Source organism: Pseudomonas khavaziana (assembly GCF_036704165.1).
Lineage (GTDB): Bacteria > Pseudomonadota > Gammaproteobacteria > Pseudomonadales > Pseudomonadaceae > Aquipseudomonas > Aquipseudomonas khavaziana.
Window position 1 is genome coordinate 4,903,808 of the sequence record NZ_CP129946.1, and the last position, 26,639, is coordinate 4,930,446.

27 protein-coding genes are annotated in these 26,639 nt (G+C 60.6%); 6 read left to right on the forward strand and 21 right to left on the reverse strand.

Annotated features, from left to right (window positions below; genetic code table 11):
- The first annotated feature begins 411 nt into the window (after positions 1-411).
- Positions 412-2,076: an electron transfer flavoprotein-ubiquinone oxidoreductase gene (locus QYQ93_RS21840; protein ID WP_043047184.1), complete on the forward strand. Its 1,665-nt coding sequence runs from the start codon at positions 412-414 to the stop codon at positions 2,074-2,076.
- Positions 2,077-2,250: 174 nt separating this feature from the next.
- Here the strand turns inward: QYQ93_RS21840 and QYQ93_RS21845 are convergent, their stop codons facing one another.
- On the reverse strand, positions 2,251-3,144 hold the full coding sequence (locus QYQ93_RS21845) for an AraC family transcriptional regulator (RefSeq protein ID WP_338475456.1): 894 nt from the start codon (positions 3,142-3,144) through the stop codon (positions 2,251-2,253).
- A gap of 180 nt (positions 3,145-3,324) precedes the next feature.
- Between QYQ93_RS21845 and QYQ93_RS21850 the strand changes: the two genes are divergently transcribed.
- On the forward strand, positions 3,325-4,377 hold the full coding sequence (locus tag QYQ93_RS21850; RefSeq protein ID WP_014719540.1) for an NAD(P)-dependent alcohol dehydrogenase: 1,053 nt from the start codon (positions 3,325-3,327) through the stop codon (positions 4,375-4,377).
- Here QYQ93_RS21850 and QYQ93_RS21855 read toward each other — a convergent pair whose 3' ends face one another.
- The 6 genes from QYQ93_RS21855 to QYQ93_RS21880 all read right to left on the reverse strand — a co-directional run bounded on the left by QYQ93_RS21855 (position 4,378) and on the right by QYQ93_RS21880 (position 10,309).
- A complete protein-coding gene (locus tag QYQ93_RS21855) occupies positions 4,378-5,181 on the reverse strand; it encodes an IclR family transcriptional regulator (protein ID WP_338475457.1) in 804 nt (267 codons plus the stop codon).
- 182 nt (positions 5,182-5,363) lie between these two features.
- Entirely contained in the window at positions 5,364-6,329 is a 966-nt protein-coding gene (gene araH, locus QYQ93_RS21860) for an L-arabinose ABC transporter permease AraH (RefSeq protein WP_338475458.1), read from the reverse strand.
- An 18-nt stretch (positions 6,330-6,347) separates the two neighbouring features.
- Positions 6,348-7,847 carry an L-arabinose ABC transporter ATP-binding protein AraG gene (gene araG / locus QYQ93_RS21865; RefSeq protein ID WP_338475459.1) on the reverse strand — a complete coding sequence of 500 codons (1,500 nt, stop codon included), beginning with the start codon at positions 7,845-7,847 and terminating at the stop codon, positions 6,348-6,350.
- On the reverse strand, positions 7,844-8,824 hold the full coding sequence (locus tag QYQ93_RS21870) for a substrate-binding domain-containing protein (RefSeq protein WP_338475460.1): 981 nt from the start codon (positions 8,822-8,824) through the stop codon (positions 7,844-7,846). The genes araG and QYQ93_RS21870 overlap by 4 nt, the downstream gene beginning before the upstream one ends.
- Positions 8,825-8,859: 35 nt before the next feature.
- Entirely contained in the window at positions 8,860-9,681 is an 822-nt protein-coding gene (locus QYQ93_RS21875) for an SDR family oxidoreductase (RefSeq protein ID WP_338475461.1), read from the reverse strand.
- A gap of 148 nt (positions 9,682-9,829) precedes the next feature.
- Complete coding sequence (locus QYQ93_RS21880) at positions 9,830-10,309, reverse strand: GNAT family N-acetyltransferase (protein WP_043050118.1); 480 nt, start codon at positions 10,307-10,309, stop codon at positions 9,830-9,832.
- Between the two features lie 188 nt (positions 10,310-10,497).
- Here QYQ93_RS21880 and QYQ93_RS21885 point away from each other — a divergent pair, with 188 nt between their 5' ends.
- The 4 genes from QYQ93_RS21885 to QYQ93_RS21900 are packed head-to-tail and all read left to right on the forward strand — an operon-like array spanning position 10,498 to position 12,874.
- Complete coding sequence (locus QYQ93_RS21885) at positions 10,498-11,784, forward strand: MFS transporter (protein WP_338475462.1); 1,287 nt, start codon at positions 10,498-10,500, stop codon at positions 11,782-11,784.
- Entirely contained in the window at positions 11,781-12,125 is a 345-nt protein-coding gene (locus QYQ93_RS21890) for a hypothetical protein (RefSeq protein ID WP_124379127.1), read from the forward strand. Before QYQ93_RS21885 ends, QYQ93_RS21890 begins: the two co-directional genes overlap by 4 nt.
- Before the next feature lie 51 nt (positions 12,126-12,176).
- Positions 12,177-12,443 carry a hypothetical protein gene (locus QYQ93_RS21895; RefSeq protein ID WP_043050075.1) on the forward strand — a complete coding sequence of 89 codons (267 nt, stop codon included), beginning with the start codon at positions 12,177-12,179 and terminating at the stop codon, positions 12,441-12,443.
- 50 nt (positions 12,444-12,493) lie between these two features.
- The gene (locus QYQ93_RS21900) at positions 12,494-12,874 is read left to right on the forward strand and encodes a Rho termination factor N-terminal domain-containing protein (RefSeq protein ID WP_043050076.1); all 381 of its coding nucleotides are present in this window, start codon (positions 12,494-12,496) and stop codon (positions 12,872-12,874) included.
- Positions 12,875-13,144: 270 nt separating this feature from the next.
- Here the strand turns inward: QYQ93_RS21900 and QYQ93_RS21905 are convergent, their stop codons facing one another.
- The 14 genes from QYQ93_RS21905 to fabF all read right to left on the reverse strand — a co-directional run bounded on the left by QYQ93_RS21905 (position 13,145) and on the right by fabF (position 26,582).
- A complete protein-coding gene (locus QYQ93_RS21905) occupies positions 13,145-14,068 on the reverse strand; it encodes a PfkB family carbohydrate kinase (protein WP_338475463.1) in 924 nt (307 codons plus the stop codon).
- Complete coding sequence (locus QYQ93_RS21910) at positions 14,061-15,527, reverse strand: purine-cytosine permease family protein (protein WP_338475464.1); 1,467 nt, start codon at positions 15,525-15,527, stop codon at positions 14,061-14,063. The genes QYQ93_RS21905 and QYQ93_RS21910 overlap by 8 nt, the downstream gene beginning before the upstream one ends.
- Before the next feature lie 107 nt (positions 15,528-15,634).
- Positions 15,635-16,636 carry an ADP-ribosylglycohydrolase family protein gene (locus QYQ93_RS21915; protein WP_338475465.1) on the reverse strand — a complete coding sequence of 334 codons (1,002 nt, stop codon included), beginning with the start codon at positions 16,634-16,636 and terminating at the stop codon, positions 15,635-15,637.
- A complete protein-coding gene (locus QYQ93_RS21920) occupies positions 16,633-17,346 on the reverse strand; it encodes a GntR family transcriptional regulator (RefSeq protein ID WP_043050080.1) in 714 nt (237 codons plus the stop codon). The genes QYQ93_RS21915 and QYQ93_RS21920 overlap by 4 nt, the downstream gene beginning before the upstream one ends.
- A gap of 70 nt (positions 17,347-17,416) precedes the next feature.
- The gene (locus QYQ93_RS21925) at positions 17,417-17,977 is read right to left on the reverse strand and encodes a DUF1285 domain-containing protein (RefSeq protein ID WP_043050081.1); all 561 of its coding nucleotides are present in this window, start codon (positions 17,975-17,977) and stop codon (positions 17,417-17,419) included.
- A 16-nt stretch (positions 17,978-17,993) separates the two neighbouring features.
- Complete coding sequence (locus tag QYQ93_RS21930) at positions 17,994-18,599, reverse strand: DUF4823 domain-containing protein (protein WP_124379134.1); 606 nt, start codon at positions 18,597-18,599, stop codon at positions 17,994-17,996.
- Between the two features lie 110 nt (positions 18,600-18,709).
- Positions 18,710-19,678 (reverse strand): GTP 3',8-cyclase MoaA, encoded by a 969-nt coding sequence (locus QYQ93_RS21935; protein WP_338475466.1) that lies wholly within the window; start codon positions 19,676-19,678, stop codon positions 18,710-18,712.
- A 126-nt stretch (positions 19,679-19,804) separates the two neighbouring features.
- Complete coding sequence (locus tag QYQ93_RS21940) at positions 19,805-20,470, reverse strand: TetR/AcrR family transcriptional regulator (RefSeq protein WP_043050084.1); 666 nt, start codon at positions 20,468-20,470, stop codon at positions 19,805-19,807.
- Positions 20,471-20,906: 436 nt separating this feature from the next.
- Positions 20,907-21,701 carry a TatD family hydrolase gene (locus tag QYQ93_RS21945; RefSeq protein ID WP_043050085.1) on the reverse strand — a complete coding sequence of 265 codons (795 nt, stop codon included), beginning with the start codon at positions 21,699-21,701 and terminating at the stop codon, positions 20,907-20,909.
- Between the two features lie 64 nt (positions 21,702-21,765).
- Positions 21,766-22,755, reverse strand: coding sequence for a DNA polymerase III subunit delta' (locus QYQ93_RS21950; protein ID WP_043050086.1), 990 nt, complete (start codon positions 22,753-22,755; stop codon positions 21,766-21,768).
- Positions 22,748-23,380, reverse strand: coding sequence for a dTMP kinase (gene tmk / locus QYQ93_RS21955; protein ID WP_043050087.1), 633 nt, complete (start codon positions 23,378-23,380; stop codon positions 22,748-22,750). The genes QYQ93_RS21950 and tmk overlap by 8 nt, the downstream gene beginning before the upstream one ends.
- Positions 23,381-23,399: 19 nt before the next feature.
- A complete protein-coding gene (mltG, locus tag QYQ93_RS21960; protein ID WP_338475467.1) occupies positions 23,400-24,521 on the reverse strand; it encodes an endolytic transglycosylase MltG in 1,122 nt (373 codons plus the stop codon).
- A gap of 1 nt (position 24,522) precedes the next feature.
- Positions 24,523-25,338 carry an aminodeoxychorismate lyase gene (gene pabC, locus QYQ93_RS21965; protein ID WP_338475468.1) on the reverse strand — a complete coding sequence of 272 codons (816 nt, stop codon included), beginning with the start codon at positions 25,336-25,338 and terminating at the stop codon, positions 24,523-24,525.
- Positions 25,338-26,582 (reverse strand): beta-ketoacyl-ACP synthase II, encoded by a 1,245-nt coding sequence (gene fabF, locus QYQ93_RS21970; RefSeq protein WP_043050090.1) that lies wholly within the window; start codon positions 26,580-26,582, stop codon positions 25,338-25,340. Before fabF ends, pabC begins: the two co-directional genes overlap by 1 nt.
- Positions 26,583-26,639: the final 57 nt, after the last annotated feature.

Below are 26,639 nucleotides of genomic sequence, written 5' to 3' on the forward strand. Positions count from 1 at the left end.
TGCACACGGGAAGTGACGACCGTTCGTCAGTGGTGACTGAGCGGTCATTCTTTATCGCGGCGTGTAAACTGCGCCCCATTGTTCGGGGGCGCGTCACATTTTTACCTTCGGCCGGCCTTTGGACGTGCTCTTGAAACCTGCAGTCTGCCTACGGGAAGCGCAAAACCGACCGTATCTTGACCGGAACGCCTATTCTGGTCAATACGGCAAAATGGTCAGTCATAAGCCCCGTTGCTTTGATTTACCTAGGCTGCGGCCAATTCAAACAAACGTTTGTATTGGACGCTGCCAGTGGTCTATATATAATGCGCCACCTAGAGAGACAGGTGGGTGCTGCCGTTGAGCAGAACCCCGCCGAACCTCCACCCATTAGAAAAAAAAGCCTGTTGAGCCTTGAGTAGGAGATAGCCTGTGGAACGCGAATACATGGAATTCGACGTGGTCATCGTCGGCGCTGGCCCGGCTGGCCTGTCTGCCGCCTGCCGCCTGAAGCAGAAGGCCGCCGAAGCCGGTAAGGAAATCAGCGTCTGCGTGGTCGAGAAAGGCTCCGAAGTCGGCGCCCACATCCTCTCCGGTGCCGTGTTCGAACCCCGGGCCCTGAACGAACTGTTCCCGGACTGGAAAGAGCTCGGCGCCCCGCTCAACACCCCGGTGGTGCGTGACGACATCTACGTACTGCGCAGCAGCGATACCTCCACCAAGGTTCCCGACTTCTTTGTGCCCAAGACCATGCACAACGAAGGCAACTACATCATTTCCCTGGGCAACCTGTGCCGCTGGCTGGCCCAGCAGGCCGAGAACCTGGGCGTGGAAGTCTACCCAGGCTTCGCCGCTCAGGAGGCGCTGTTCGACGAGAACGGCGTGGTGCGCGGGATCATCACCGGTGACCTCGGTGTCGACCGCGAAGGCAAGCCCAAGGAAGGCGTATACACCCCGGGCATGGAATTGCGTGGCAAGTACACGCTGTTTGCCGAAGGCTGCCGTGGCCATATCGGCAAGCAGTTGATCCAGCGCTTCAACCTGGACAGCGACGCCGACGCCCAGCACTACGGCATCGGCCTGAAGGAAATCTGGGAAATCGACCCGGCCAAGCATCAGCCAGGCCTGGTGGTGCACACCGCCGGTTGGCCGCTGGACATCATGAGCGCCGAAAATACCGGTGGTTCGTTCCTCTATCACCTGGAAAACAACCAGGTGGTGGTCGGCTTGATCGTCGACCTGTCCTACAGCAACACCTTCCTGTCGCCCTTCGATGAGTTCCAGCGTCTCAAGCACCACCCGGTGCTGGCCCAGTACCTGGAAGGCGGCAAGCGCGTCAGCTACGGCGCCCGCGCCATCTGCAAAGGTGGCCTGAACTCGCTGCCCAAGATGGTCTTCAAGGGCGGCGCGCTGATCGGCTGCGACCTCGGCACCCTGAACTTCGCCAAGATCAAGGGCAGCCACACCGCGATGAAGTCCGGCATGCTCGCCGCCGATGCGGTTGCTGATCGCCTGTTCGCCGAATCCGAGGGCGGTGACGAGCTGACTGCGTATGTCGATGGCTTCAAGGCCAGCTGGCTGTATGAGGAATTGTTCGCCACCCGTAACTTCGGCCCGGCGATGCACAAGTTCGGCCCGATCATCGGCGCCGGCTTCAACTGGTTCGACCAGAACATCCTCGGCGGCAAGATGCCGTTCACCCTGCACGACACCAAGCCGGACTACGCCTGCCTCAAGCTGGCCAAAGACTGCAAGAAAATCGATTACCCCAAACCCGACGGCAAGCTGAGCTTCGACAAACTGAGCTCGGTGTTCATCTCCGGTACCAACCACGAAGAAGAGCAGCCTTGCCACTTGAAGTTGAAAGACCCGAGCATCCCGATCGGCACCAACCTGCCGCTCTACGATGAACCGGCGCAGCGCTACTGCCCGGCCGGCGTGTATGAAGTGATCACCAAGGAAGACGGCGAGAAGCGCTTCCAGATCAACGCCCAGAACTGCGTGCACTGCAAGACCTGTGACATCAAGGACCCTTCGCAGAACATCACCTGGGTGACACCGGAAGGTGCGGGTGGGCCGACTTACCCGAATATGTAAGTCGTTCGCTTAACCAAAAAAGGCTCCCGAGATGGGGGCCTTTTTTGTGGGCGGCATCGATCAACATGTAGGAGCGAGCTTGCTCGCGAAAAACGTCAACGATAACGCGTACTGTCTGAATGAATGTGGCGTCTATTAGTTTTTCGCGAGCAAGCTCGCTCCTACAGTGGGGTGTCAGGCGGCCCGCTCTTCGCCTGGGTTGCGCAGGAAGTAGCGTTTGTACTCCCGACTGAACTGAGACGTACTCTGGTACCCCACCTTGTGCGCCGCCTGCGCCACACTCATGCCCTCTACCAGCAGCAACTGCTGGGCCTTCAATAGTCGCAGGCGCTTGAGGTACTGCACCGGCGACAACAAGGTGCAGCGCTTGAAATGCTCATGAAAGGTCGAGGCACTCATATGGGCATATCCGGCCAACGTCTCGATATTCAGCGGCTCGGCGTAATGGGCATGCAGGTGGTTCAATGACGTGGCGATTCGCGAAAACTGCCCCTGCTGTTCCACCAGCGCACGCAGCACATCCGCCTGTGGCCCACGCAACGCGGTGAACAACAATTCGCGCACCCGCGCCGGGCCCATGATCCGGCTTTCCAGCGGATCGTGCAGGCACTGCAACAGCCGCTCGACGCAGCCGCGCATCGTATCGTCCAGCACCACCGAACTCATCGACTCCAAAGTCTGCGCGGTCGGCGGCGGCCCGGCTTGCATGCCCATGGCAATCACCAACTCGCCCAACACCACGCGGTCGATGCCTACCGTAACGCCATACAGCGGCGCCCCGGGGGCCATGGCAAAGGTCTCGCATTCGAACGGCACCGGCATCGCCTGGATCAGGTAATGCCCGGCGCCATACTCCAACGTGCGCGGGCCGAGGTAGGCGACCTTGCTGCCCTGGGCCACGAACATCAGGCTTGGCTCATAGATCTGCGGCCCACGCGCTACATCGCAACTGGCGCGCAGCACCTGCACACCCGGCAGGTGAGTCGGGGAAAAACCATCGCGGGGCGTGAGCCCTTCGATCAAGGAAACCAGCGTGGCATTGGCGTCCAAATGGCGGGTCAACAGCATGGCAAAAAACTTCGCGAATAAGGGATGACACCATCATCGCAGGTCTGGCGGCCAATATATCCAAAGCTCAGGCACTGCCGGACGAATAGGCATGAGACTCGGAGCATTTGCCATGTTCGCGCCAAAGGCCTACGCGCAGAATTTGCCGCCTCTGCAGTCCAAGCTTTTGTGAGGTTTACTATGTACACCGCCATCGGTTACGCCGCCCAGTCAGCCACCACCCCCCTCGCCCCGATGTCTTTTGAACGCCGCAGCCCGCGTGTCGATGACGTGGCCATCGAGATTCTTTACTGCGGCGTGTGCCACTCCGATATCCACCAGGCTCGCAACGAATGGGGCATTGCCGTGTACCCGCTGATGCCGGGCCACGAAATTGTCGGCAAAGTCACCGCCGTCGGCGCCAACGTCACCGCGCATAAAGTCGGTGATCTGGTTGGCGTGGGCTGCATGGTCGACTCGTGCCGTCACTGCGAAGCCTGCCAATCAGACCTAGAGCAATACTGCCTCGAAGGCCCGACCATGACCTACGCCACCCCGGACCGTGTGGATGGCAGCAACACCATGGGTGGTTACTCCGACAGCATCGTGGTCAGCGAACATTTCGTGGTGAAGATCCCGGCCAAGCTCGACCTGGCCAGCGCCGCGCCGATCCTGTGCGCAGGCATCACCACCTACTCGCCGCTCAAACACTACGGTGTGAAGGCTGGCGACAAAGTCGGGATTCTCGGCATGGGTGGCCTGGGCCACATGGGTATCAAGTTCGCCAAGGCCATGGGCGCCGAAGTGACGCTGTTCACCCGCTCCGCGAGCAAGGCCGAGGAAGGCCGTCGCCAAGGCGCCGATCATGTGATCGTGTCCACCGACGCCGAGCAGATGAAAGCGGCGGCCGGGCACTTCGACTTCCTGCTCGACACCATTCCGGTGCAACACGACCTGAACCCCTACCTCGATGTACTGCGCTTTGACGGTGTGCATATCCTGGTAGGCCTGATCGAACCGGTGGACCCGCCCGTCAACGCCGCCAAGCTGGTGCTGGGCCGTAAAGTGCTGGCTGGTTCGCTGATCGGCGGTATTGCCGAAACCCAGGAAGTCCTGGATTTCTGCGCCGAGCACAACATCACCTGCGACATCGAAATGCTCGACATCCGCCAGATCAACGAGGCTTACGCACGCATGATCGCGGGTGACGTGAAGTACCGCTTTGTCATCGACATGGCGAGCCTGAAAGCCTGATCAGGCTTTCGCGCCCAACTCCGCTGACAGCCGGGCTGCGACCTGTTTGATCACAGGGATCAGCTCGGCCATTTTCTCCAGCGGCATGTAGGGCACGGTACTGGCGATGCTGATGCCGGCGACTATACGCCCGCTGGCATCACGCACCGGTGAGGCCACACAGCGGATCGACGGCTCGTTGTCTTCCAGATCGAAAGCATAACCGCCGGCCACATATTCACCCATGCGCTGCTCGAATTGCGCCCAGGATTGCTCCGGGTGCTGCGGCCATTGCAGGTTTTTGCCTGCCGCCGGCAAGCTGACTTCGTAGAGGCGCTGCCACTCCTGCGGCGAATCATCCAATAACAACGCCTTGCCGATGCCGGTGCGCGCCAGCGGCATGCGATGGCCAACCCGCGAGCGCATCTCCGGGCCATTGCGACCGGGGTTCTTGTGCAGGTAAAGCACGTCGTCGTATTCACGAATCGCCAGATGGATGGTGTCGCCCGTCAAGGCCGACAGCTCGTCCAGATACGGCACCGCCAGGCTCACCAATGGCAGCTCTTCGCGGGCCTGGAAACCCAACTCGATCAGCTTCGGACCCAGCAGGTAGCCGACTTGCGGCACCACGCGCAGGTAACGCTCATCCACCAGGCAACTGGCCAGGCGGTGTGTGGTGCTGCGCGTGGTGCCGATGCGCCGGGCGATCTCTTTCAGATCCCGCGCACCGGCCGCCACCGCTTGCACCACGCCCAGGCCACGCAGCAGGGTCTGGGTGCCGGTGGGGGCGGCGTCTTTGACGGGGGTGTGGGCGTTTTCCTGCATATCGGGCCTATAGATAAAAAAGCGGGGGCATTATGGCAAATACCGCCCTTCAATACAGAGCAGATCCAAATGTGGGAGGGGGCTTGCTCCCGATAGCGGTGGGTCAGTTACAGATTTTCTATCTGATACACCGCTATCGGGAGCAAGCCCCCTCCCACATTTGATCTCCATATGGCTTTTGATCAGCGCTGCTTCATGCGGTCGATGATGACCGCCAGCAGCAGGATCGAGCCGCGAATCACGTACTGGTAAAAGGTATCGATGTTTTTAAGGTTCATCGCATTCTCGATGATCGCCAGGATCAGCACACCCGCAATCACGTGGCGGATCATGCCGATGCCGCCGCTCAGCGATACCCCGCCCAGCACACACGCCGAAATCACCGTCAGCTCGAAGCCCTGGCCGATCATGGGTTGGCCGGAGGTCATGCGCGAGGCGAGGATCACCCCGGCCAGCGCGCCGATCAAACCGTGCACGGCAAAGATGATGATCTTGGTGCGGTCGACATTCACCCCGGCCAGCAGCGCGGCTTCCTGGTTGCCGCCGATGGCCATGGTGTTGCGCCCATAGCTGGTGTAGTTGAGCAGCCAGCCGAAGAATATAAAGCACAGCACGGTGATGATGATCGGCACCGGCACGCCCATCAGCTGGCCGTTGCCGAACACGAAGAAGCGCTCATCCATCACCCCCACCGCCTTGCCGTTGGAGAAAATGTAGGCCAGGCCGCGTACGATCTGCATCGTCGCCAGCGTCGCAATCAGCGCATTGATGCGCAGCTTGGCAATCACGATGCCGTTGATCAGCCCTACCACCAGGCCCATGGCCAGGGCCGCCGACACGCCAAGTGCCACACTGTCGGTGTCACGGATCACAATCCCCGCCACTACGCCGGCGCAGGCGATCACCGAGCCCACCGACAAATCAAAATGCCCCGACGCTAGGCAGAACAGCATGGTGCACGCGGCGATGCCCACGGTGGAAATCGCCAGGCCCAGGCCACGCATGTTCAGCGGCGACAGGAAGTTATCGATAAACACTGCGCTGAGCACAAAGATGCCCAACGCCGCCAACAGCATCACCCAGTCATCGAGAAATTTGCGCTGGTTGAATGCCGGCCAGAAGCCCTTTGCAGTTTTTGCCTGAGACATACCCACACCTCTTATTCTTCAAGCCCGCGAACGCGGGAGTGCCAGTTGCAGCAGTCGTGCTTCATCCGTCCGCTCGCGGGGCAATTCACCGGCCAGGGCGCCTTCGCTCATGACCAGGATACGGTCGGCAATGCCCATCACTTCCATCAGGTCGCTGGACACCACGATCACCGCAATGCCGCTGGCCGCCAGGTTATGGATGATCTGGTAGATCTCTGACTTGGCGCCGATATCGATGCCACGGGTGGGTTCGTCCAGCAGCAGCACTTTCATCGGCATCGACAGCCAGCGGCCGAGAATGGCCTTCTGCTGGTTACCACCGGACAGGTACAGGATCTTCTGCGCGGCGTTTGGGGTTTTGACCCGCATCGCCTGGATCTGCCGGTCGGCGTTGCCCTTCTCCCAGCCGTCGCGCAGCAGCCAGCCAAAGGTGGAATGCGCCGCGCGGGCACTGATGTTGATGTTTTCGGCAACGCTGGCCAGTGGGATGATGCCTTCTTTCTTGCGGTCCTCCGGGCACAGCAAGATGCCGGCGGCGATGGCGTCGCGGGGTGAGCGCAACTGCAGCGCTTGCCCGTACAGCGCCAGGCTGCCGGCGCTGGCGCGCTCCAGGCCACTGAGCAAACGAAACAGCTCGGTGCGCCCCGCGCCTACCAGCCCGAACAGGCCCAGGATCTCGCCCTTGCGCACCTGGAAACTGATCGGCTCACGCAGGCCCGGGCCGAGCAGGCCGTCGACCCTGAGCGCCACCTCGCCCTGCTCCCGCGGGCGGTAGTCGTAGATGTCCTGGATATCGCGGCCGACCATGCAGGTCACCAACTGATCGTGGGTCAGGCTGCTCATGTCTTCGAAGGTGCGCACATAGCGACCGTCCTTGAACACCGTCACCGCATCGCAGATACGGAACACCTCTTCCATGCGGTGCGACACGTAGAGCACCACTTTGCCCTCATCCCGCAGGCGCGCGATGATCGCCATCAGCCGGTCGATTTCCCGCGCCGACAAGCTGCTGGTGGGCTCATCGAAGGCGATCACGTTGGCACCACGGGACAGCGCCTTGGCGATTTCCACCAGTTGGCGCTGGCCCAGGGACAGGCGCCCGAGCTTCTCGTCGGGGTCGATCTCATCGGCCAGGCCCTTGAGGCACGCCAGCGCCTGCTGGCGCAGCAAGCCGCGATTGACCACGCCCAGGCGCGTCGGCAGGTGCCCGAGGAACAGGTTCTCGGCGACGCTCATTTCCGGCACCAGGTGCAGTTCCTGGTGGATCACCGCGACGCCGCTGGCGATGCTGTCGGCGGCATTTTTGAACGCCATGACCTGCGCGCCGATCTGCACGCTGCCGCTGCTGGGGATGTAGGCGCCGCCGAGGATCTTCAGCAGCGTCGACTTGCCCGCACCGTTCTCGCCCATCAGGGCGTGCACCTGCCCCGGGTGGGCGGTGAAGCTGATGCCATCCAGCGCCTTGACCCCGGGAAAGGTTTTGCCGATCGCGTCGAAACGCAGGGCCGCAGCGGTCATTTCCACAGCCCGATCTTGGTCAGTTCTTCCTGGAAGTTTTCGCGGGTGATCAGGATGACTTCGTCCATGGCGGTGTACTTAGCAGGCTCCTTGCCTTTGGTGACCCATTCGTACATCGCCAGCGCGGTGTTATAGCCTTCGATATGCGGGCTCGGCAGCATGGAGCCGAAGAAACCGCTGTCGGCTTTCTTCAATTCGCCGATGGCATCGGTGCCATTGATGCCGATGCCAATCACGTTGGCCGCCTTGAAGCCGGCGCTTTCAGTGGCGCGCACGCCGCCGAGCACGGTGTTGTCGTTCATGCCGCCGATGATCAGGTTCTTCGCGCCACTGGGCAGCTTGACCAGGGCCGAGTTGGTGGCGTCCATGCTGCCGGGAACGTCGAGGGTTTTAAGCGCGGCGGTGAGGATGTGGTCCTTGGGAATGCCGGCTTCTTCCAGGGATTTGATCGAGCCGTCGGTACGTTTCTTACCGGTGTCGAGTTCGTTGAAGGTGTTGATCACCGCATAGGTGTCCTTCCAGTCCCAACCGCGTTTCTTCGCCTCGGCGGCCATGGCGGCGCCCTGCTTCTGGCCCACTTCGAAGGCGGCCATGCCCAGGTACGGCACGTCCTCCATGAAGTTGCCCTTGGCATCGACAAAGCGGTCATCCACGGCCATGACTTTCAGGCCATTGACCTTGGCCTTGGCGACGATGGCCGGGCCCAGGGATACGTCCGGTGGGCAGATGACAAAACCCTTGGCGCCGTTGGCGGCCAGGCTGTCGATGGCCGAAAGGGTTTTCTCGCCGTCGGGCACGGCGATCTTGATCACGGTGAAACCGTGTTCCTTGCCGGCTTTTTCGGCGAAGGCCCATTCGGTTTGAAACCAGGGTTCTTCGGCCTGCTTGACCAGGAAGCCGATCTTTACTTCCTCAGCCGATACAACGCCGCTGAAAGCCAACGCCAGTGCCACAGCCCCGAGTGCCTTCTTGAACATGAACCACCTCCTTCTTGTTATTGGAAAACGCTTTGTTAGTCGTGGTACATCACCGACCGCCCGCCATCGATCATCAGGCAGGTGGCATTGATAAAGGGCGCCTCGTCGGTCGCCAGGAACAGCGCAGTCATCGCCACCTCGATGGGCTGGCCGATGCGCTTGGGCGGGTGCAGGTCGAACGCTCGCTGGCGCTCGGCGTGAGGGTCGGGGAAACCGTTCCAGTAGTCGACGTTGAGCTGGGTTTCGATATAACCCGGGGCGATGGCATTCACACGGATGCCCTTGGACGCGTATTCGATGCCCAGGGCGCGGGTAAGGCCGAGCAAGCCATGCTTGGCGACGGGATAGGGAAAGCAGCCGGGAATGATGTGGCTGGAATGGGTGGAGGCAATATTGATGATGTTGCCGATGCCCTGCTCGAGCATGTGCGGCAACACCGAGCGGCAGCCGTACCAGGCGCCGTCAAGATCGATGGCAAAGCAGCGGCGCCAGTCTTCGTCGGTCATCTCCAAGGGGTCGCGGAACACATTGACCCCGGCGCAGTTGACCAGCACATCCACGCGGCCGAAGCGCTCAATGACCAGGTTGACCAGCGCCTGCCATTGATCCTTGGAAGTGATATCGACAGGTTGGGCATGGATCTGCGCACCGCGTTCGCGCCAATGGGCGGCGATCTTCTCGATTTTTTCGCCCTGGATATCGGCAATCACCAAGCGCGCCTGCTGGGCCTGGAAGCAGGCGACAATCGCTTCGCCAATGCCTTGGGCAGCGCCTGTGACGATCACTACCTTGTTCTTCAAACGCTCGCCGTAAGTCGGCTCGGGCACCGCGGGTAGTGACAACGGTTGTGCCTGCATCGCTTCACCTGTTTTATTTTTTGATAGTGAGTGCTGATGCAGGCGACTATAAACCTAGATCTTGAAATATCTCAATATATAAATTTCAATCCCATATTGTGAGCAATCGCAAAATAAACCGGCCATTCATAGCCGGTTCTGAAGACCGTCAACCTTGGGCAAAATCCCTCAGCGCATCACCTTCCATGCGGTAGCGCACCCACTCTTCCTGGGGCTGGGCGCCGATGGACTTATAGAAGGCAATCGCAGGCTCATTCCAATCCAGTACGCTCCACTCAAAGCGACCGCAACCGTTGTCACAGGCGATCTTGGCCAAGTGGCGCAGCAACTTCTTGCCTGCCCCACCGCCACGTTGTTCCGGGTTGATATAGAGGTCTTCGAGGTACAGGCAGTTGCTGCCCAGCCAGGTGGAATAGCTGAAAAAGAACACCGCAAAACCAATCGGCAGGCCGTCGCGCAGACACATCAGGCCATGGGCCGTGGCACCTTCGCTGAACAGGCTGCGTTCGATATCCACCACGCTGGCGATCACCTCATGCCGGGCTTTCTCGTACTCGGCCAACTCGGTGATAAAGGTCAGGATCTGCGCAGCATCGCTGGGCACGGCGGGGCGAATCTCGATGGTCATGGGCAAGCCTTGGGTAAATTCAAAGCCCACATACTAAGGCGGTTCAGTGAACGATTGCAGCGCAATTTCATACCCAAGAGCAGGTTTTACTCCGCCCCACAGGGATGCCAGCACCGGCAAACACAGAACAATCCCGCTGGGTGCCCATGGTAAACAGTTGGCATAAATCCAATGATCAGGTCCTGCTTATGCACGCCACCTCTCCAGTGGGCGCAAAGACTTTCGCGCTGTTCTGCCTCGCCAGTTTCCTGCTGTCGCTTTCCTATGGCTCAACTTTTTTGCTGTCGCTGCTGATCCATTCACGCGGCGGCAATGAGCACGACGCAGGCAGTGTCATTGCCACGGCGATGCTCAGCACTTTTGTGGCGGTGCTTCTTTCCGGGCATTTGGCGGATGCGTTGGGCGCGGCGCGAGCGATTGCGAGCACCGGCGTATTACTGGTGTTGGCCTGCCTGGGGTTCGCCCTGGCCCCCGGGTTTGGTCAGGGTTTGATGCTGTTCGGGCTGTCCCTGGGTCTGGGCTGGGGCGTGTTCTATACCCTGGGCCCGATCATCGTGACGCTGCTGGTAGAACCCTGCCAGCGCGCCAGGTATTTCGCCCTGCTATCGGGCAGCATGTTGAGCGGAATCGGCTTCGGCCCTTTACTAGGGCGCGCCGCCATTGCGCTGGACCTGCCCCTGACGACTGCGTTCTATATTGCCGGGCTGGCCAGCCTTGCCGGCGTAGTGATGTTCTGGCGCATGGGCATCCTGCTCAAGGGGCATGCGAATGTGCCGGCGTCGAGGATCTCCTGGTTCGCTAGTCGCCGCGTACTGTCGTCCAAAGCGGCGTTCGCCATCCTGATGGTCGGCCTGGGTGGTTGCGTGTTTGGTGGGCTGTCATCGTTCCAGACCAGCTACGCCGCTGCCCATGGGCTGGACTATTCACTGTTTTTTGCAGGTTTCCTGACGGCGGCGATTACCAGCCGTCTGCTGATCGCCGGATTTGTGGTCAAGCGCGACGCCTACCAGGCTGCCTGCGTGTTGTCCGGGATAATGCTCGGCGCCATCGCGCTGTTTGCATTTGGTGTGAGCGGCAACCTCAGCTATTTACTGGCCGCCGCTATTTTGGGGGTCGGGTATGGCCTGACGTATTCGGTGATCAATGGGCTGGTCGCCAATGAGGCACCCAGTGGCACCACGTCCCAGGCGTTATTGCTGTTCAGCATGGCGTACTTTGTCGGCGTCTTCGGGTTTCCCTGGCTCGCGGGCAAGATCATTGTCGATTACGGCCTTTGGACAATGATGCTGAGCATATTGGTTATTGCCGCACTCAATTGGGCGATCGCCACAGTGCGCCTGATAGGGCGCAGCGTTTGGGCACATAAAACGGATACAGGCGAATTGATACCGTTCGTCGACATCAAGGCACGATCACCGAATGAGGGGGGACCAATACAGGGTAAGGACATTAATCATATGGAGACACCCTCATGAAAAATTCCAAATTGTCTGCCCTCGCCCTCGCCGGCCTGTTGTCCGCCGCATCCGTGGGCGCGTTTGCCGCCACATCATCTACCGGCAAGACTGATCCAGTCGGCAGCCCGCCCAGCCCCGCCACCCAGGAATCCCAGGATTCAATGGGCACCGGCCTTGATACCAACGGTGGCGCGATCATCGACAACGGCGCGGACCCACGCACCAAGGGCAACGACACCCAGCGCCAGGCACCGGCTGCCGTCGGCAACGGCAAGATGGGCCCTGGCGCCAATGAGCCGAAGATCAACAAAGGGGATGACTCGAACGTCCCTGGTGCACCGAAACAACCCGCGCCTTGAGACACCCATAGCACGACCGACACCCGATCATTTCCCAGTGAAGAGGTACACATGAACGTCGATAGAAACCTTGAAAAAGAAGTCCTCACCCGTCTGCTGCACGCCCATCCGCAAGGCTTGGGCAAGGAGGTGCTGGACAATTACCGCGGTGAAAAAGAGGTCGCCAGTGTCTTGGCATTTCTGCAGGACCGCGGACTGATCAAGGATGGGCATGTGACCACCGATGACGCCGGTGAATACTCGTTGAACCTGCCGATCAAGCTGACTGCCTCGGGTGTGGATGAAGCGCGCAAGCTGGACGGTGCGGTCTCTCAATAATCCATTTCTGGTCTGGCCCCTGGCAACAGGGGCCGGAAGGAGTTTTAGCGATGCCTCGTGGAAGCAAAGCCAAATACACCACCGAACAGAAACGCAAGGCCGCTCATATCGAAGACAGTTATGAGCACAAGGGATTATCCAAGGAAGAGGCCGAGGCTCGTGCCTGGGCCACCGTCAACAAGCAGTCTGGTGGCGGTGAAAAAGCCGGTGGTTCGGGCCGGCGCAAGGCCCCGGCGAAGAAAGCCGAGGATCGGCATGAGTCGTCCAAGCGTGCGGCGGCCAGCCGTGAAGGGCACCCGCGTAGCAGTCGCGCCTCGCTGGGTACGCAGACCAAGGAAAGCCTGATGAAAGAAGCGCGGGCCAAGAATATCCCTGGGCGGTCGACCATGCGCAAGGATGAGTTGATCCAAGCGCTGAAAAAAGCAGGCTGAACACCCATCAAAATGAGGAAGGGGGCTTGCCCCGATTGCAGTGGACCAGTCAACAGATGTATTGACTGACGCTCGGCTATCGGGGGCAAGCCCTAATGCCAGTCAGTTAAGGCTTTTTTGTAGGAGCGAGCTTGCTCGCGAAAAACTTACAGGCGCCGCGTTCATTCAGCAAACACGCGTTATCGTTGACGTTTTTCGCGAGCAAGCTCGCTCCTACAGAAGGCGATGACCGCTTAACTGACTGGCATTAGGGCAAGCCCCCTCACTCATTTATGTTTGTCTGGAAACTAGTGCATCAACTTCGGCTGCGCCTGGACAGGTAGCCGGCCCCCAACGCGTCACTGCCAATGCCGCCGCCGCATTCGCTCGGCGCGCTGCTTCAGCCGGCTTCAACCCCGTCGCCAGGCCAGCAATAAACACCCCTGCGTGCGCATCCCCCGCACCATTGCTGTCCACCGCCTGCACCTTGAAACCGGGCACATGTTCAATCTCGCCCCTGCGCCCTACCCAGCAGCCATTCGGCCCATCGCGTACCACGAGCAGCGTTTGTGCAGGCAGGTATCGATTCAGTTCTGGCAACGCGGCAGCGATACCCGTCGCCCCGGTAAACACCAGAGCTTCCGGGCCATTGCTGGTCCAGATATCAATACGCGGCAGCAACGCCCGCATCAACGCTGAATCCGGCGCCTTGACCAGCGGCCCTGGGTCGAACACCACGACGATCTCCTGTGGCAATGCCAGCAGCCAGTCAATCAGCGGCTGCGCCTTGCCCTCAAGAAGTAAGCTGTAACCACTGACGTACACATAGTCATCGGCATGCGGCACGATCCGGGCCAGATCCCCTGCACTCAACTCGCCCTCGGCGCCGATATGGGAAATGAATGTGCGCTCGGTGCTGGCTTCGGTCAGGGACACACACAGGCCGGTGTCTTTTTCACCGCTGGCCGCCAAGGCCATGTCAATGCTCTCGGCCTGCATTGCCGCACGCGCCAGGTCACCGAAGCGCCCGTTGCCGTGGCGGCCCAGGTAAACCACCGGCAAGCCATTGCGTCGGGCGGCAGCCATGACGTTAAAACCACCACCGGCTTCGAAACTGGCGGACTTTGCCAACACGTCGCCGCCAGTTGCCGGCAGCGTATCAAGGGCCATGACCAGATCGACGATGACCTGGCCGGTGTGCAGCAATCTAGACATTAGGGCTCTCTACCAAAGCCGGACGACGGTCAGCCGCGCCGCCCAGTACCGCATAAATTCCGCCCGCCACCAGGAACGTGACGATCCAGCCCAGGCCGTTATGGCCCAGCCAGGAGTCGGACAACGGCCCGGCAAACCAGATGTTGTCGGCGGTAGTACCGATGGTGGTGAAGCTGAACCCCAGCACGATGGCCACCGCCCAGGCGCCAAACGCCCGCCATTCCACGCCGCCGCGGTACCAGTAGGCGCTGCTCGGACTGACATCCAGCAGATCTGTGGGGCTGTAGTAGTGACGGTGAATCAGGTCGACCACAAAGATCCCGACCCATGCCGTGATCGGCACCGCCAGCAGCGAAATGAAGGTGATGAACGGGCCGTAGAAACTGTCGGCGATCAGCATGAAGTAGATGGAACCTGCGAAGATCGCCACGATATCGACGATCACCGCATGCACACGCTTGACCTTCAAGCCCAGGGTCAGAGTGGTCAGACCGGCCGAATACACCGACAGGTTGTTCGACAGCAACAGACCACCGAACGCAGTGATCAGGTACGGCACGGCCATCCAGGTCGGCAGCATGTCGCGGATCGCGATGATCGGGTCGGTGGCTGACGCAAGGTCATTGTTACCTACTGACAACAGGCCGCCCAGGGTGATCAGTAACACCAGCGGAATCCCCGCACCAAACGCGGCAGAAGCCACCAGGCGCACGGCCTTGACGCTGCGGTGCTGGTAACGCGACATGTCGGCACCGGCATTGGCCCAACCGATACCCGTGCCCGCGGCCATGGTGCCCACACCAATGATCATCGCGCTCAATGGCGCCGGGGCGGCGTTGAACACTGCACTCCAGTCGATGGTGGCGCAGAGAAAGCCGCCCACCAGGATATTCAAGGCGCCGAATACATAAGTGGCCCACTTCTGGATCACCAGCAAGGTGGCATGGCCGAGGCCGGACACAGCCAGGGTCAGCAGCACGAAGATGGCAATGAAGATCAGCGTGAGCACTGGCGCGCTTTTCGCCTCGACCGCAGAACCGAACAGGATCGAGCATAACGACAGCAACACAAAGGCTGCAGTGGTGGTGTTGACAGTTTCCCAGCCCAGGCGTGACATCAAGGACACCAGCGTCGGGCCGATATTGCCGCGCACGCCGAAGATGGCACGGGACAAGGTCAGGCTCGGCGCGCGACCACGGCGGCCGGCGATGGAGATGATGCCCACTACCGCGAAGGAGCCGGCTGCGCCGAGGATCGCGACGATGATCGCCTGCCAGATGGCCAGGCCACGAAACGCCACAAGCGTCGCGCCGAGTGGCAAGCCGAGAATGCTGATATTGGCAGCGAACCACACCCAGAACAATTGCAACGGATGACCATTGCATTCGCCTTCGGGGACCGGTTCGATGCCGCGTGTTTCCAATTGCCCGGCGCTTTGGCCGGAAGAGGTACTGCTCATGAAGGGGAACTCCAGGTGCCTGTATTGTTATGGTTGTGGCAGATGCGCAATGTGAACCTTTACACGGTCGTCATGACTCGATGCGATCAAATGTGTGATCTGTGGCGTTACCTCAATGCGAGTAACCCACGGACTAACGGCTGCAAGTCCAGGCTATTGACCTTCCGGACCTGCTCGATCAATGCCTCAGGCCAACACTGCATGCCCAGGCACGCTCCCAGCATGGCGCCGAGCATGGCGGCGATCGTGTCAGTATCACCTCCCAGGCTGGCAGCCAGGCACAGGGCTTCGAAGGCACTCATGTCGCCGCAGGCCACTTGCTGCGCCAGGGCAAACGACACCACCACCGACTCTTGTGAGGCAACCGAAGTGCCGATCAACTCATAGAGCAGGTCTGCAAACAGAGCTTTATCGCCACTGCCGACGCTCAGGGTGCGGGCCCAACTGATGCGCGTAGAGATGCGTCCGCCGGCAATCCAATAACCATGGTTTTCGGCCTGCTGGGCAATCTGAATGCCGATGTTCAGGGCTTCGCCCAGGTCCACGCCGTCGATACCGGCCGAGACCACCGCCGCCACGGCTGCGGCGCTGGAGATGCCCAAGCAGGTGTTATGGGTGACCTGGCAGGCCTGGATCACCGCCTGGATAAACCGTGCCGGATCGCTGATATCGGTGGCAATGCCCACCGGGGTGATGCGCATGGCGGCGCCGTTGGTGGTGCCGTAGCGCCCGGATTCCTCCGGGGTGTGACCGGCGAGGATCATGTCGATGGCGCGCTTGGTCGACGGCCCGAGCAAGTCCTGGGAACCCTTGGCGCGCATCCCCGCTTCCCAGTCGATCAGGCGCTGGGCAAGCACGGCAGGTTCGATCCGGCCTTGACCGTCCACCAGCAGCTCAGCAACGAGGATGGCTTGCTCGGTGTCATCTGTGATGGAACCGGCGGGCATGTTCGGCGCAATGGGCTGGTCGGCGTCCGCATCTTCCAGCGCAGTGATAGCGCCGAAGCGCTTTTGTACCTGCTCTCGGCTCAAGGACTGGGTGGGCATGCCCAAGGCGTCGCCCAGGGCGAGGCCGTAAAAGGCGCCGAGTGCGCGATTTTCCCGGCTCATTTTGAATCTCCAAACTGCAGGTGCAGACGAAAATGCAAGGGGTCGAGCACGCTTTCGACATGCTCCATAAAACGCTCGCGACGGTCGTAGGTAGTGCGCGAGGCCTTGAGGAATACCGTGCCTACGGGCCGGCCGAGCAAGTCAGCGTCTTCATCACTCAAGGGCTCGGCACCGATCCATTGATCGCCCTCGGCGCCCACATAGCCGTAGGCAGCCAGGGTGATGGTCAGGGAATTATCGATCAACCCGGTACGGGGCAGGCTTTCCAGGCCACCAGAAGCAGGCATCAAGGAGCGCTCCAAAGACACGGCAGTACCATTGGCCGTACGCCGGCGGCGGTCCAGGGCAATAAATTGATCAGTGCCGAAACGGCTGAACAGGTCAGGACGGCTCACCGCTTCGAAGCGCAGGATGTCGGTACTCACCTGAGCACCCGTATCAGCCAAGGCCTGGGCCCAACCGCTGCGCTGGTCGAGCACCATGCCGTCAAAGGTGACGATGGAACCGACACCGCTCTGGGTGGCGATGTAGCTGCGGCGTTTGAGTTCGGCCAGGGCTTCGCGCAGCGTGCCACGGCTGACGGCAAACTCCTCGGCCAATTGGTGCTCGCCCGGCAACAGGAAACCGTCGGCCATTACTCCACCCTCGATACGGCGGATGAGCTCGTCGACGACGCGTTTTTTCTTATCAAATCGAACATGTCTAATCATGTACAAATTGATAACCGAAAGCGCCTATTTCCGGCAAGAGAATTATTTCAGTACAAAGACAAAATCGGCTTCAAGGTTCCAGGCCAATGGGGAAAAATACCCCGCCGCTCCATACGCCAAGCCAGTTCTGACCGTTGATCGGACGGCTCACCGCCAGCTCCACCAATTGATAGAACGCATTGCGGTGCACCAGGGCTTCGAGGTTGGTGCGCACCCGCAGATAGGGCGCAGGTTCCTGAGTGACAGGATCGATCTCAACCCGCAGCGGGTGTTCAAGGCCGGCTTCGACCTGCTCGTCGACGTTGGTGGTGAAGCACAATACCTGGCTTTCGCCCTGCCCTTGCACATCCAGGGTGACGGCGACAAAAGGTGCGTCATCGACGGTGATGCCGACTTTTTCCACCGGAGTCACCAGAAAATACTCATCGCCGTCGCGGCGAATGATGTTGGAGAACAATTTGACCATCGGCTTACGCCCGATCGGTGTGCCCTGGTAGAACCAAGTGCCGTCACGGGCAATGCGCATGTCGATGTTGCCGCAGAAATCCGGGTTCCACAGATGTACCGGTGCCGGACCCTTGCCCTTGGGCAACTGGGCCAATAGATCATTGGCCTTGGCGGAATCGGTCATGGGGTTCTCCTCAGGTCTACTGATTGCTCATGCCCAACAAGCCTCGGGCGTATTGCGCCAGGGGACGGGCAATCAGATCTTGTGGCGATGTGTCGTGGAACGTCAGTAAACCGCCACGACTGCGAATACGTGCAGTATCAATCAAATACTGTGTGCTGGTCTCGATCAACATGACTTGGATCACGCCGCTGTCCAGTCCCAGGCGGTCAAGGGCTTGCTGGTCAGTCCACTCGTCGGCGTTGCCGATACGGTCATCGGCTGCCGCAAAACGGCAATACAGCAAGTAGTGGGCACCCGCCTCGCGGGCTTCGGCCATGGCCTGCTCAAGACCTTCCGGTTGGCGCGCACGACGCACCATCGGGAAATATTCGACGAAGCCGTTGAACGCCTCCTCGGCTACCACGTTAGGCCGCGGATACGCGCTGCCCGGCGGTACGAAGGCACCCTGGGCGATAAACACAAAGGAATCCGGCTGTATACGCACCGAGGCGGTACGCCGGGTGTCGCTGTGGTCGAGCAAGCCGGCGTCGCTCATCTGATAGCGGGTGCCTTCGGCCATATCGCTGACGGTCATGCAACCGCCCAGGGCCAACGACACCAGCAGCAAAACCAGACTACGCATCCTAATCCTCCAGAAGCCGGTGACGGAAAACCGGCGAATGGGCGTGAGATGCAGAATCCGCGCCACTGCGCAGCGCCTCAAATCAAATGTGGGAGCTCGGAAGATCTACATTAGCCGCCGATGATCTTCATGACCGTTGCGCCGCCAGAAAACGCTACTTCCTGTTTGTCGCCCAGAGCCTTCATCAGCAAACCCTGCAGGGCCGGCAATGCCTGGTGGCGCGGTTGATCGAGCAAGTCACCGACGTAGTGGCGATTGCTGGATGAAAGGCACCCATGCAGCCATCCAGTGGAGGACAAGCGCAACCGCGAACAGGTGCGGCAGAATGGCACGCTTTCGTTGGCGATCACGCCGAAGAAGCCCTTGCCCGGCACTTCGTAGCGCACGGCCGTGGCGTCGACGGGTGCATTGGCCTGCAGGTATTCGTGCTGTTCGCCGATCAGGCTGAGCAGTTGTTGCAAGCTGACGAACTGTTGCAGGAACGCGTTGGAGTCTTTAGCCAAGTGGCCCATGCGCATCAGTTCGATAAAGCGCAGCTCGTAGCCGCGCTCCAGGCAGTAATCAAGCAGGGGCATTACCTGGTCCAGGTTCTGGCCGCGCAACGGCACCATATTGACCTTGATCTTGATCCCGGCGGCGCTGGCCTGGTCCATGCCATCGAGCACGGTGGCCAGGTCGCCGCCACGGGCGATGCTGCGGAAGGCATCGGCATCCAGGGTATCGAGGGAAACATTGATGCGCCGAATGCCGGCGATCACCAGCAACGGCAGTTTGCGCGCCAGCAGTTGACCGTTGGTGGTCAGGCTGATGTCGCTGAGGCCCATCTGCCCTACCGCGCCCATGAAGGCTTCCAGCTTGGGGCTGACCAGCGGTTCACCGCCGGTAATGCGCAAGCGCTCGATACCGGCGGCTTCGATCAGGTAAGCCACGCCCCGGGCCATGGCCTCGGCCGAGAGTTCGTCCTGGGCAGCCACCAGCCGCTTGCCATTTGGCACGCAATAGGTACACGCGTAATTGCAGGCTGAGGTCAGGCTGATTCGCAAATTGCGAAAACGCCTGCCTTGACGATCAACGATCATGGATCACTCCGGCAGAGGATAATTCGGGCGCACTAAAAACTGACCTATAAATCAGCTTTTAGCAAGATCCTTGCCTGAGTATATTCCTGGGGTACTGCACCTAGCAGTAAATCATTGGCGAATGACTTACGTCCCAGGGGTTTCTTCACCCTTTTCAGCGCCTGGCAGGTCAGTGCTGTGCTTGCGCTTGTTACCCATGCGCACGCCGATGTCCATCAGGAACTGGAAGAAGCCTTCCTGGTCTTCCAGCACATTGCTCCAGAACGGCGAGTGGTACAGCGCTACAGCGCCATGCACCAAGGCCCAGGCGGCGCAATAGTGGAAATACGGCGGCACGTCTTCAAGCTTGCCTTCATTGATACGGCCCTTGATCAGCAGCGTCAGGCGTTCGAAGTTCGAGGCGCGGATCTTGTGCAGCTCCTCGACCATTTCCGGCACCTGGTGACCTTTGACCACCTTCTCTTCGAGGCGGTCGAACAGGCGGTAGCGCTGCGGGTCACGCATGCGGAACTCGAAGTAAGCGCGGGACAGGGCTTCCTTGTCTTTGTCGACGTCGGCCGAGTGCAGCAGCTCGTTCAAGTCACGCTCGTAATCGAGCATCAGGCGCAGATAGATCTCGGCCTTGGATTTGAAATGCTTGTAGATCGTGCCTTTGCCGATACCCACGGCATCCGCAATCATCTCGACGGTGACACTGTCTTCGCCTTGGTCGAGGAATAACTTGAGTGCGGTGTCGAGAATTTCCTGCTCACGGCGGCGAAACTCACGGACCTTACGGGGTTCTTTGTGCATGAGGAAGAGGTCTGCAGAGGTCGGAATAGGGAGGGTTGCGCAGGGCCATAGATACGTGGCGATACGATTTACCCGATGCGAGGGATTATCCCGACTGAACGGTCGTTGGGCAATGTCTATGTGAACCCGCAAGGCACATAACTTTCAATGCGCCAACGATTTTGCCTCTATCAGTCAGAAATAATACGTATCACCTGAACCTGCCCACCTGCGCAATGAGAACTCAAGAGAAGCGGACGTATTCCAAATCTGTTTAAAAAACGATCAGATCCGACTGGACTGAATGGCATAGTGATCAATACTTCAACTGTCGGCGCGACATCTCCCCCAAGTGACGCGTCGACCTGGGTACCGACGGACTGTGTGCCCTTGTTTTACTCCTAATGGTCTTAACCCGGATTCCCCCCCCAGAACCCGGGTTTTTTTTGCCTGGAATTCAGCTGCTTAACCCAGCTATATGGGCCAACGGAAACAGGCGCTTGAAGTTCTCGGTGGTCTGCTCGGCGAAGCGCTCGTAGGATTCGCCGCGCAGCATCGCCAGGTAGTCGGCCACGTCGCGCACATACTCCGGCAGGTTCGGTTTACCGCGATGGGGAATAGGCGCCAGGTAGGGCGAATCCGTTTCCACCAGCAAGCGATCGGCTGGCACCTGGCGAGCTACGTCACGCAGGGCGTCGGCGTTGCGGAAGGTGACGATACCCGACAGGGAAATATAGAACCCCAGGTCCAGGGCGGCTTTGGCCATGTCCCAGTCTTCAGTAAAACAATGCAGTACACCGGCCTGTGGCAGCGCGGCTTCACGCAGCAGCGACAAGGTATCGGTGCGGGCACCACGGGTATGGACGATCACCGGTTTGCCGGTCTGCTGGGCGGCTTGCAGGTGCAGGCGGAACGAAGCCTGCTGCAACTCGGCAGCTTCGGGCTCGTAGTGGTAATCCAGGCCGGTTTCGCCAATGGCCACTACCCGTGGATGGTTGAGTTCGCCCAATAGCCAATCGAGGGCCGGGGCTTCGCCGGGCTTGAGGTCCAGCGGGTGGATACCCACCGAGCAATCCACATCGGCGTAGCGATCAGCCAGAGCCTTGACGTCGGCGGCGTTTTCAGCGCTGACACCGATACATAGGAAGTGGCCTACCCCACGTTGGCGGGCAGCTTCAAGGGCGGCGTCGAGGGAACCGCCGTGCTGGGCAAGGTCGAGGCGATCAAGGTGGCAATGGGAATCTACGAGCATAGGGAGTCAGGGCTTTAAGTCACGAAAAGGGTCTGACCAACGATACACCCGTCGGCCACGGAAATTAACGCCGGCCGAGCAGGCCGACCCACTGCACCAGCAGCGCTTCGAGCAACAGCACGCGGTTGAGGTTGGCCTTGCCGAGTACCTTCTGGCGCTGGGCAAGAATCCAGTCCTGGATGTTCAGCACTTTGTCCTGGGCACTTTTCTGCGCCAGGTATTGCACGACCTTGCGCATATCCGCCAGGCCCAGGCCGTTTTCATCCTGGGTCAGCTGGTAGCGCAGGATCAGGCTGGACCAGTCGCAGAACCAGTCGAACAACAGCAACAGGGGGATATCCTTCCAGGCGCCTTCGGCCAGTTGCGTGGCGGACAGTTCCTGCTTGAGCAGCTTCTTCACGCCATCCACGACCAACGCCCGCTGCTCACGCACGCCCTGGGCCTGCAGCTTGACTGCCGCCAAGGGCGAACCGGCCGCCAGGGTCAGTAATTCGATGCGTTCGTCCAGGGTGCACTCCGGCAACGCCTGCGCCAGCCATTGCAAGCTCATGGCCTCGCTCGGCAATGGGCAGGCCTGCTGCACGCAGCGGCTGCGAATAGTCGGCAGCAAACGGCTGGACTGGTGGCTCACCAGCAGCAGCACGGTATCGCCGGAGGGTTCTTCGAGGCTTTTGAGCAAGGCGTTGGCCGCGTTGATGTTCATCGCCTCGACCGGCTCGATCAGCACCACTTTGCGCCCACCCATCTGCGCGGTCTGCACCACGAAGCTGACCAGATCACGCACTTGGTCGACCTTGATCGCCTTGTCCGCTTCCTCGGGTTCCAGCACATAGTTGTCCGGGTGACTGCCAGCCTTGAGCAGCAGGCAGGATTTGCACTCTCCGCACGCCTGCAGATTGACCGGACGCTGGCACAACAGGCTGGCCATCAGGCGCTCGGCGAGGTGGCGTTTACCGATGCCCACCGGCCCATGCAGCAAATAGGCATGGGCGTGCTGGGCGCGCCCGGCCAATTGCTGCCAGAGGCTGTCCTGCCATGGGTAGGACTCAGCCACGGGTGCGCTCCAACAGTGTCGGCAACAGTGCGTCGATGGCCTGTTGCACCCGGGCCAGCGGCTGGGCGGCATCCAGCAGGTGATAACGTGCAGGCTCAGCCTTGGCACGCTGCAGGAATGCGCTGCGTACAGCGTCGAAAAATGCCTGCCCTTCCAACTCGAAACGATCCAGGCGCCCCCGGGCGCTGGCGCGAGCCATGCCCACTTCCACCGGCAGGTCGAACAGCAGGGTCAGATCGGGGCGCACATCCCCCTGCACGAAGGTTTCCAGGGTAGCGATGCGTTCCAGGCACAAGCCTCGGCCACCGCCCTGGTAGGCGTAGGTGGAATCGGTGAAACGATCGCAGATCACCACGGCACCGCGTGCCAGGGCCGGTAGGATCACTTCGGCCAGGTGCTGGGCACGGGCGGCAAATACCAGCAGCAGCTCGGTGTCCGGGTTCATCTGCTCGTCACCCGGGGCCAACAGGACGTCGCGAATCCGCTCGGCCAGTGGCGTACCACCCGGTTCACGGGTCAGCACCACTTCGATGCCCTGAGCACGCAGGCGCTCGGCCAGGTAGTCACGGTTCGTGCTTTTGCCGGCGCCTTCCGGGCCTTCCAGGGTAATAAACAAGCCAGTCACGGGCAGTCCTTAGTCAGAGTCATTGCGGGCTTTGCGGCACGATGGTGTCCGGCGCGGGCTCGATCGGTGCGTCGCCGGGCGGGGCTGCGTCGTCCAGTGGTTTCACCACCGGCGCCGGGCTGGAGCGGTAGTCGGCACGCCGCTTGAGCTGGAACTCGCGCACGGCGGCATTATGCGCATCCAGGTTATCCGAGAAAATATGGCTGCCATCGCCACGGGCGACGAAATACAGGCTACTGCCTGGCGCCGGGTTCAGCGCCGCGTGAATGGCCTCGCGACCGACCATGGCGATGGGTGTCGGCGGCAGGCCGGCGATCATATAGGTATTGTAAGGGTTGGCTTCCTTGAGGTGGGCGCGGGTCAACTTGCCGTTGTAGCGCTCACCCAGGCCGTAGATCACAGTCGGGTCGGTCTGCAGCAACATGCCGATCTTCATGCGACGCACAAACACACCGGCGATCTGCCCACGCTCTTGCGGTACACCGGTCTCCTTCTCCACCAGGGACGCCATGATCAGCGCCTGGTAAGGGTCAGTGTACGGCGCATCGGCGGCACGCTTGCTCCACTCCTGGGCGAGGACATCGTCCAGGCGGTTGTAGGCTTTTTTCAGGAATTCGACATCGGTCATGCCGCGCACGAAGCGATAAGTGTCGGGAAAGAAACGCCCCTCGGGGAATACACCCGGGTGGCCGAGCTTTTCCATTACTTCACTGTCAGTCAGCCCTGGAAGGGTCTGCACGATCTTTTCGTGCTTGGCCAGGGCCATGCGTACCTGGCGGAAATTCCAGCCCTCCACCAGCGTCAGGCTGTATTGCACCACTTCGCCACGCTGCCACAAGCCAATCAGCCCCTCGGCGGTAAGACCGGGAGTCATGCGGTATTCGCCGCTGTGCAGTGGCTGACCTTCGAGATTGAAGCGCCAGTACAGGCGCAGCCAGAAGGCATCGTCGAGCACATCGTCAGCTTCCAGTCGATTGAAGGTGCCCGTAGGGGTAGCGCCAGCCGGGACGTCGAGCAACTGCTCCTGGGACAGCTTCAAGGGCTGCTTGAGGGCAGAGTCGAGCTTCCAGGCCGAAAAGCCCACGAGCAACGCCGCCGAGACCAGGCTGATCTGCAGCAGTAAAACCAGTTTTCGTATCAACTCAAATATCCAATAGCGCGCGAACAATACCCTGCAGTTTACGGGTGAGCGGCCCAACCGACCAGCTCATCGCAGCGCATCCGCGCACCGGCCAAATGCCATATACGCTGTTGCAGACGAAGACTTCATCGGCTTGTCGCAACTGCTCGACACTGACGTCGGCCACGGCTACCGGGATGCCCAGCGCTTGAGCCTGGGCCAGCAGCTCGGCGCGCATCACGCCAGCAACGCCACAACGGCTCAGGTCAGAGGTTAGTAACAAACCGTTGCGCACCAGAAACAGGTTGCTGAACACGCCTTCGATAACCCGACCGGACATATCCAGCATCAGGCCTTCGGCATGATCGGCATCTTGCCACTCTGCGCGTGCGAGCACTTGCTCCAGACGATTGAGGTGCTTGAGACCGGCCAGCAACGGCTGTTCGGCCAAGCGGGTCGCGCACGGAAACAGGCGGATGCCTTCGACACCATGGACGGGGGGATAAGACGCGGGCGCACTGCCCTGCAAGATACGGCGCACCGGAGCGCCAGGATTGAGACCATAGCCGCGCAGGCTATCGCCACGGGTAAGGATCAACTTGAGGATACCGTCGCCGAGGGCGACGGCATAGGCCAGCACTTCGCTGCGAATCAACCCGTGATCGGCAACCAAGGCCAAACGCCTGCAGCCCTCATTCAGGCGCTGCAGGTGACGGTCGAGCAACAGCGGCTGCCCGGCCTTGACGGCGATGGTCTCGAACAAGCCATCGCCATACGCCAGGCCGCGATCTTTCAGGGGCACGGAGTCCGCTGGTTGACCGTCGACCCAGCTGTGCATCACTCGGCGAACCGGCGGAACACCAGGGACCCGTTGGTGCCACCGAAACCGAACGAGTTGGAAATCGCCACGTCGATCGGCATCGGTTGCGCTTCGTGAGGCACGAAGTTCAGGTCGCAGCCTTCGTCCGGTTCATCCAGGTTGATGGTCGGCGGAGCGACCTGATCCTTGATCGCCATCACGCTGAAGATCGCCTCCACCGCGCCTGCCGCGCCCAACAGGTGGCCGGTCATGGACTTGGTGGAACTGACCGCCAGCTCGTAGGCGTGCTCGCCGAACACCGACTTGATGGCCTCGGCTTCCGCCAGGTCGCCGGTCGGCGTCGAAGTACCATGGGCGTTGATGTACTGCACCTGGTTGGGGTTGACCTTCGCATCGCGCAGGGCGTTGGTGATGCAGCGCGCAGCACCGGCACCGTCGGACGGCGGCGACGTCATGTGGTAGGCGTCGCCGCTCATGCCAAAGCCGATCAGCTCGGCATAGATGGTGGCGCCACGCGCCTTGGCGTGCTCCAACTCTTCGAGTACCAGGGCACCGGCACCGTCGGCCAGTACGAAGCCGTCGCGGCCCTTGTCCCACGGACGGCTGGCACGGGTCGGTTCGTCATTGCGGGTCGACAGCGCACGGGACGCGCCGAAGCCGCCCATGCCCAGGCCGCAGGCGGCCATTTCGGCGCCACCGGCGATCATCACGTCCGCCTCGTCGTAGGCGATATTACGCGCCGCCATGCCGATGCAGTGAGTACCGGTGGTGCACGCCGTCGCAATGGCGTAATTAGGCCCCTGTGCCCCCAGGTGGATGGACAGGAAGCCGGAAATCATGTTGATGATCGAGCCCGGTACGAAGAACGGTGAAATTCGACGAGGGCCGGAATCGTGTAACGTGCGGCTGGTTTCTTCGATATTGGTCAAACCGCCAATACCCGAGCCCATGGCCACGCCGATGCGCTCACGGTTGGCGTCGGTGACTTCCAGGCCGGCATTACGCACTGCCTGAAAACCGGCGGCCAGGCCGTATTGAATGAACAGGTCGAGCTTGCGGGACTCTTTGATCGAGAGATATTGCTCGACATTGAAACCCTTTACCGAGCCGCCAAAACGGGTGGAATAGGCAGAAAGGTCCGTGTGTTCGATCAGACCAATACCACTGCGGCCAGCCAGAATGCCCTGCCAACTGCTTGGCACATCCGTGCCCAGTGGCGACAACATACCCATACCGGTGACTACGACGCGTCTACGCGACACAGCACTCTCCTTTTTCTAATGACGACACTTCGCTTCGCAGCTTGCTTTTCATCACCG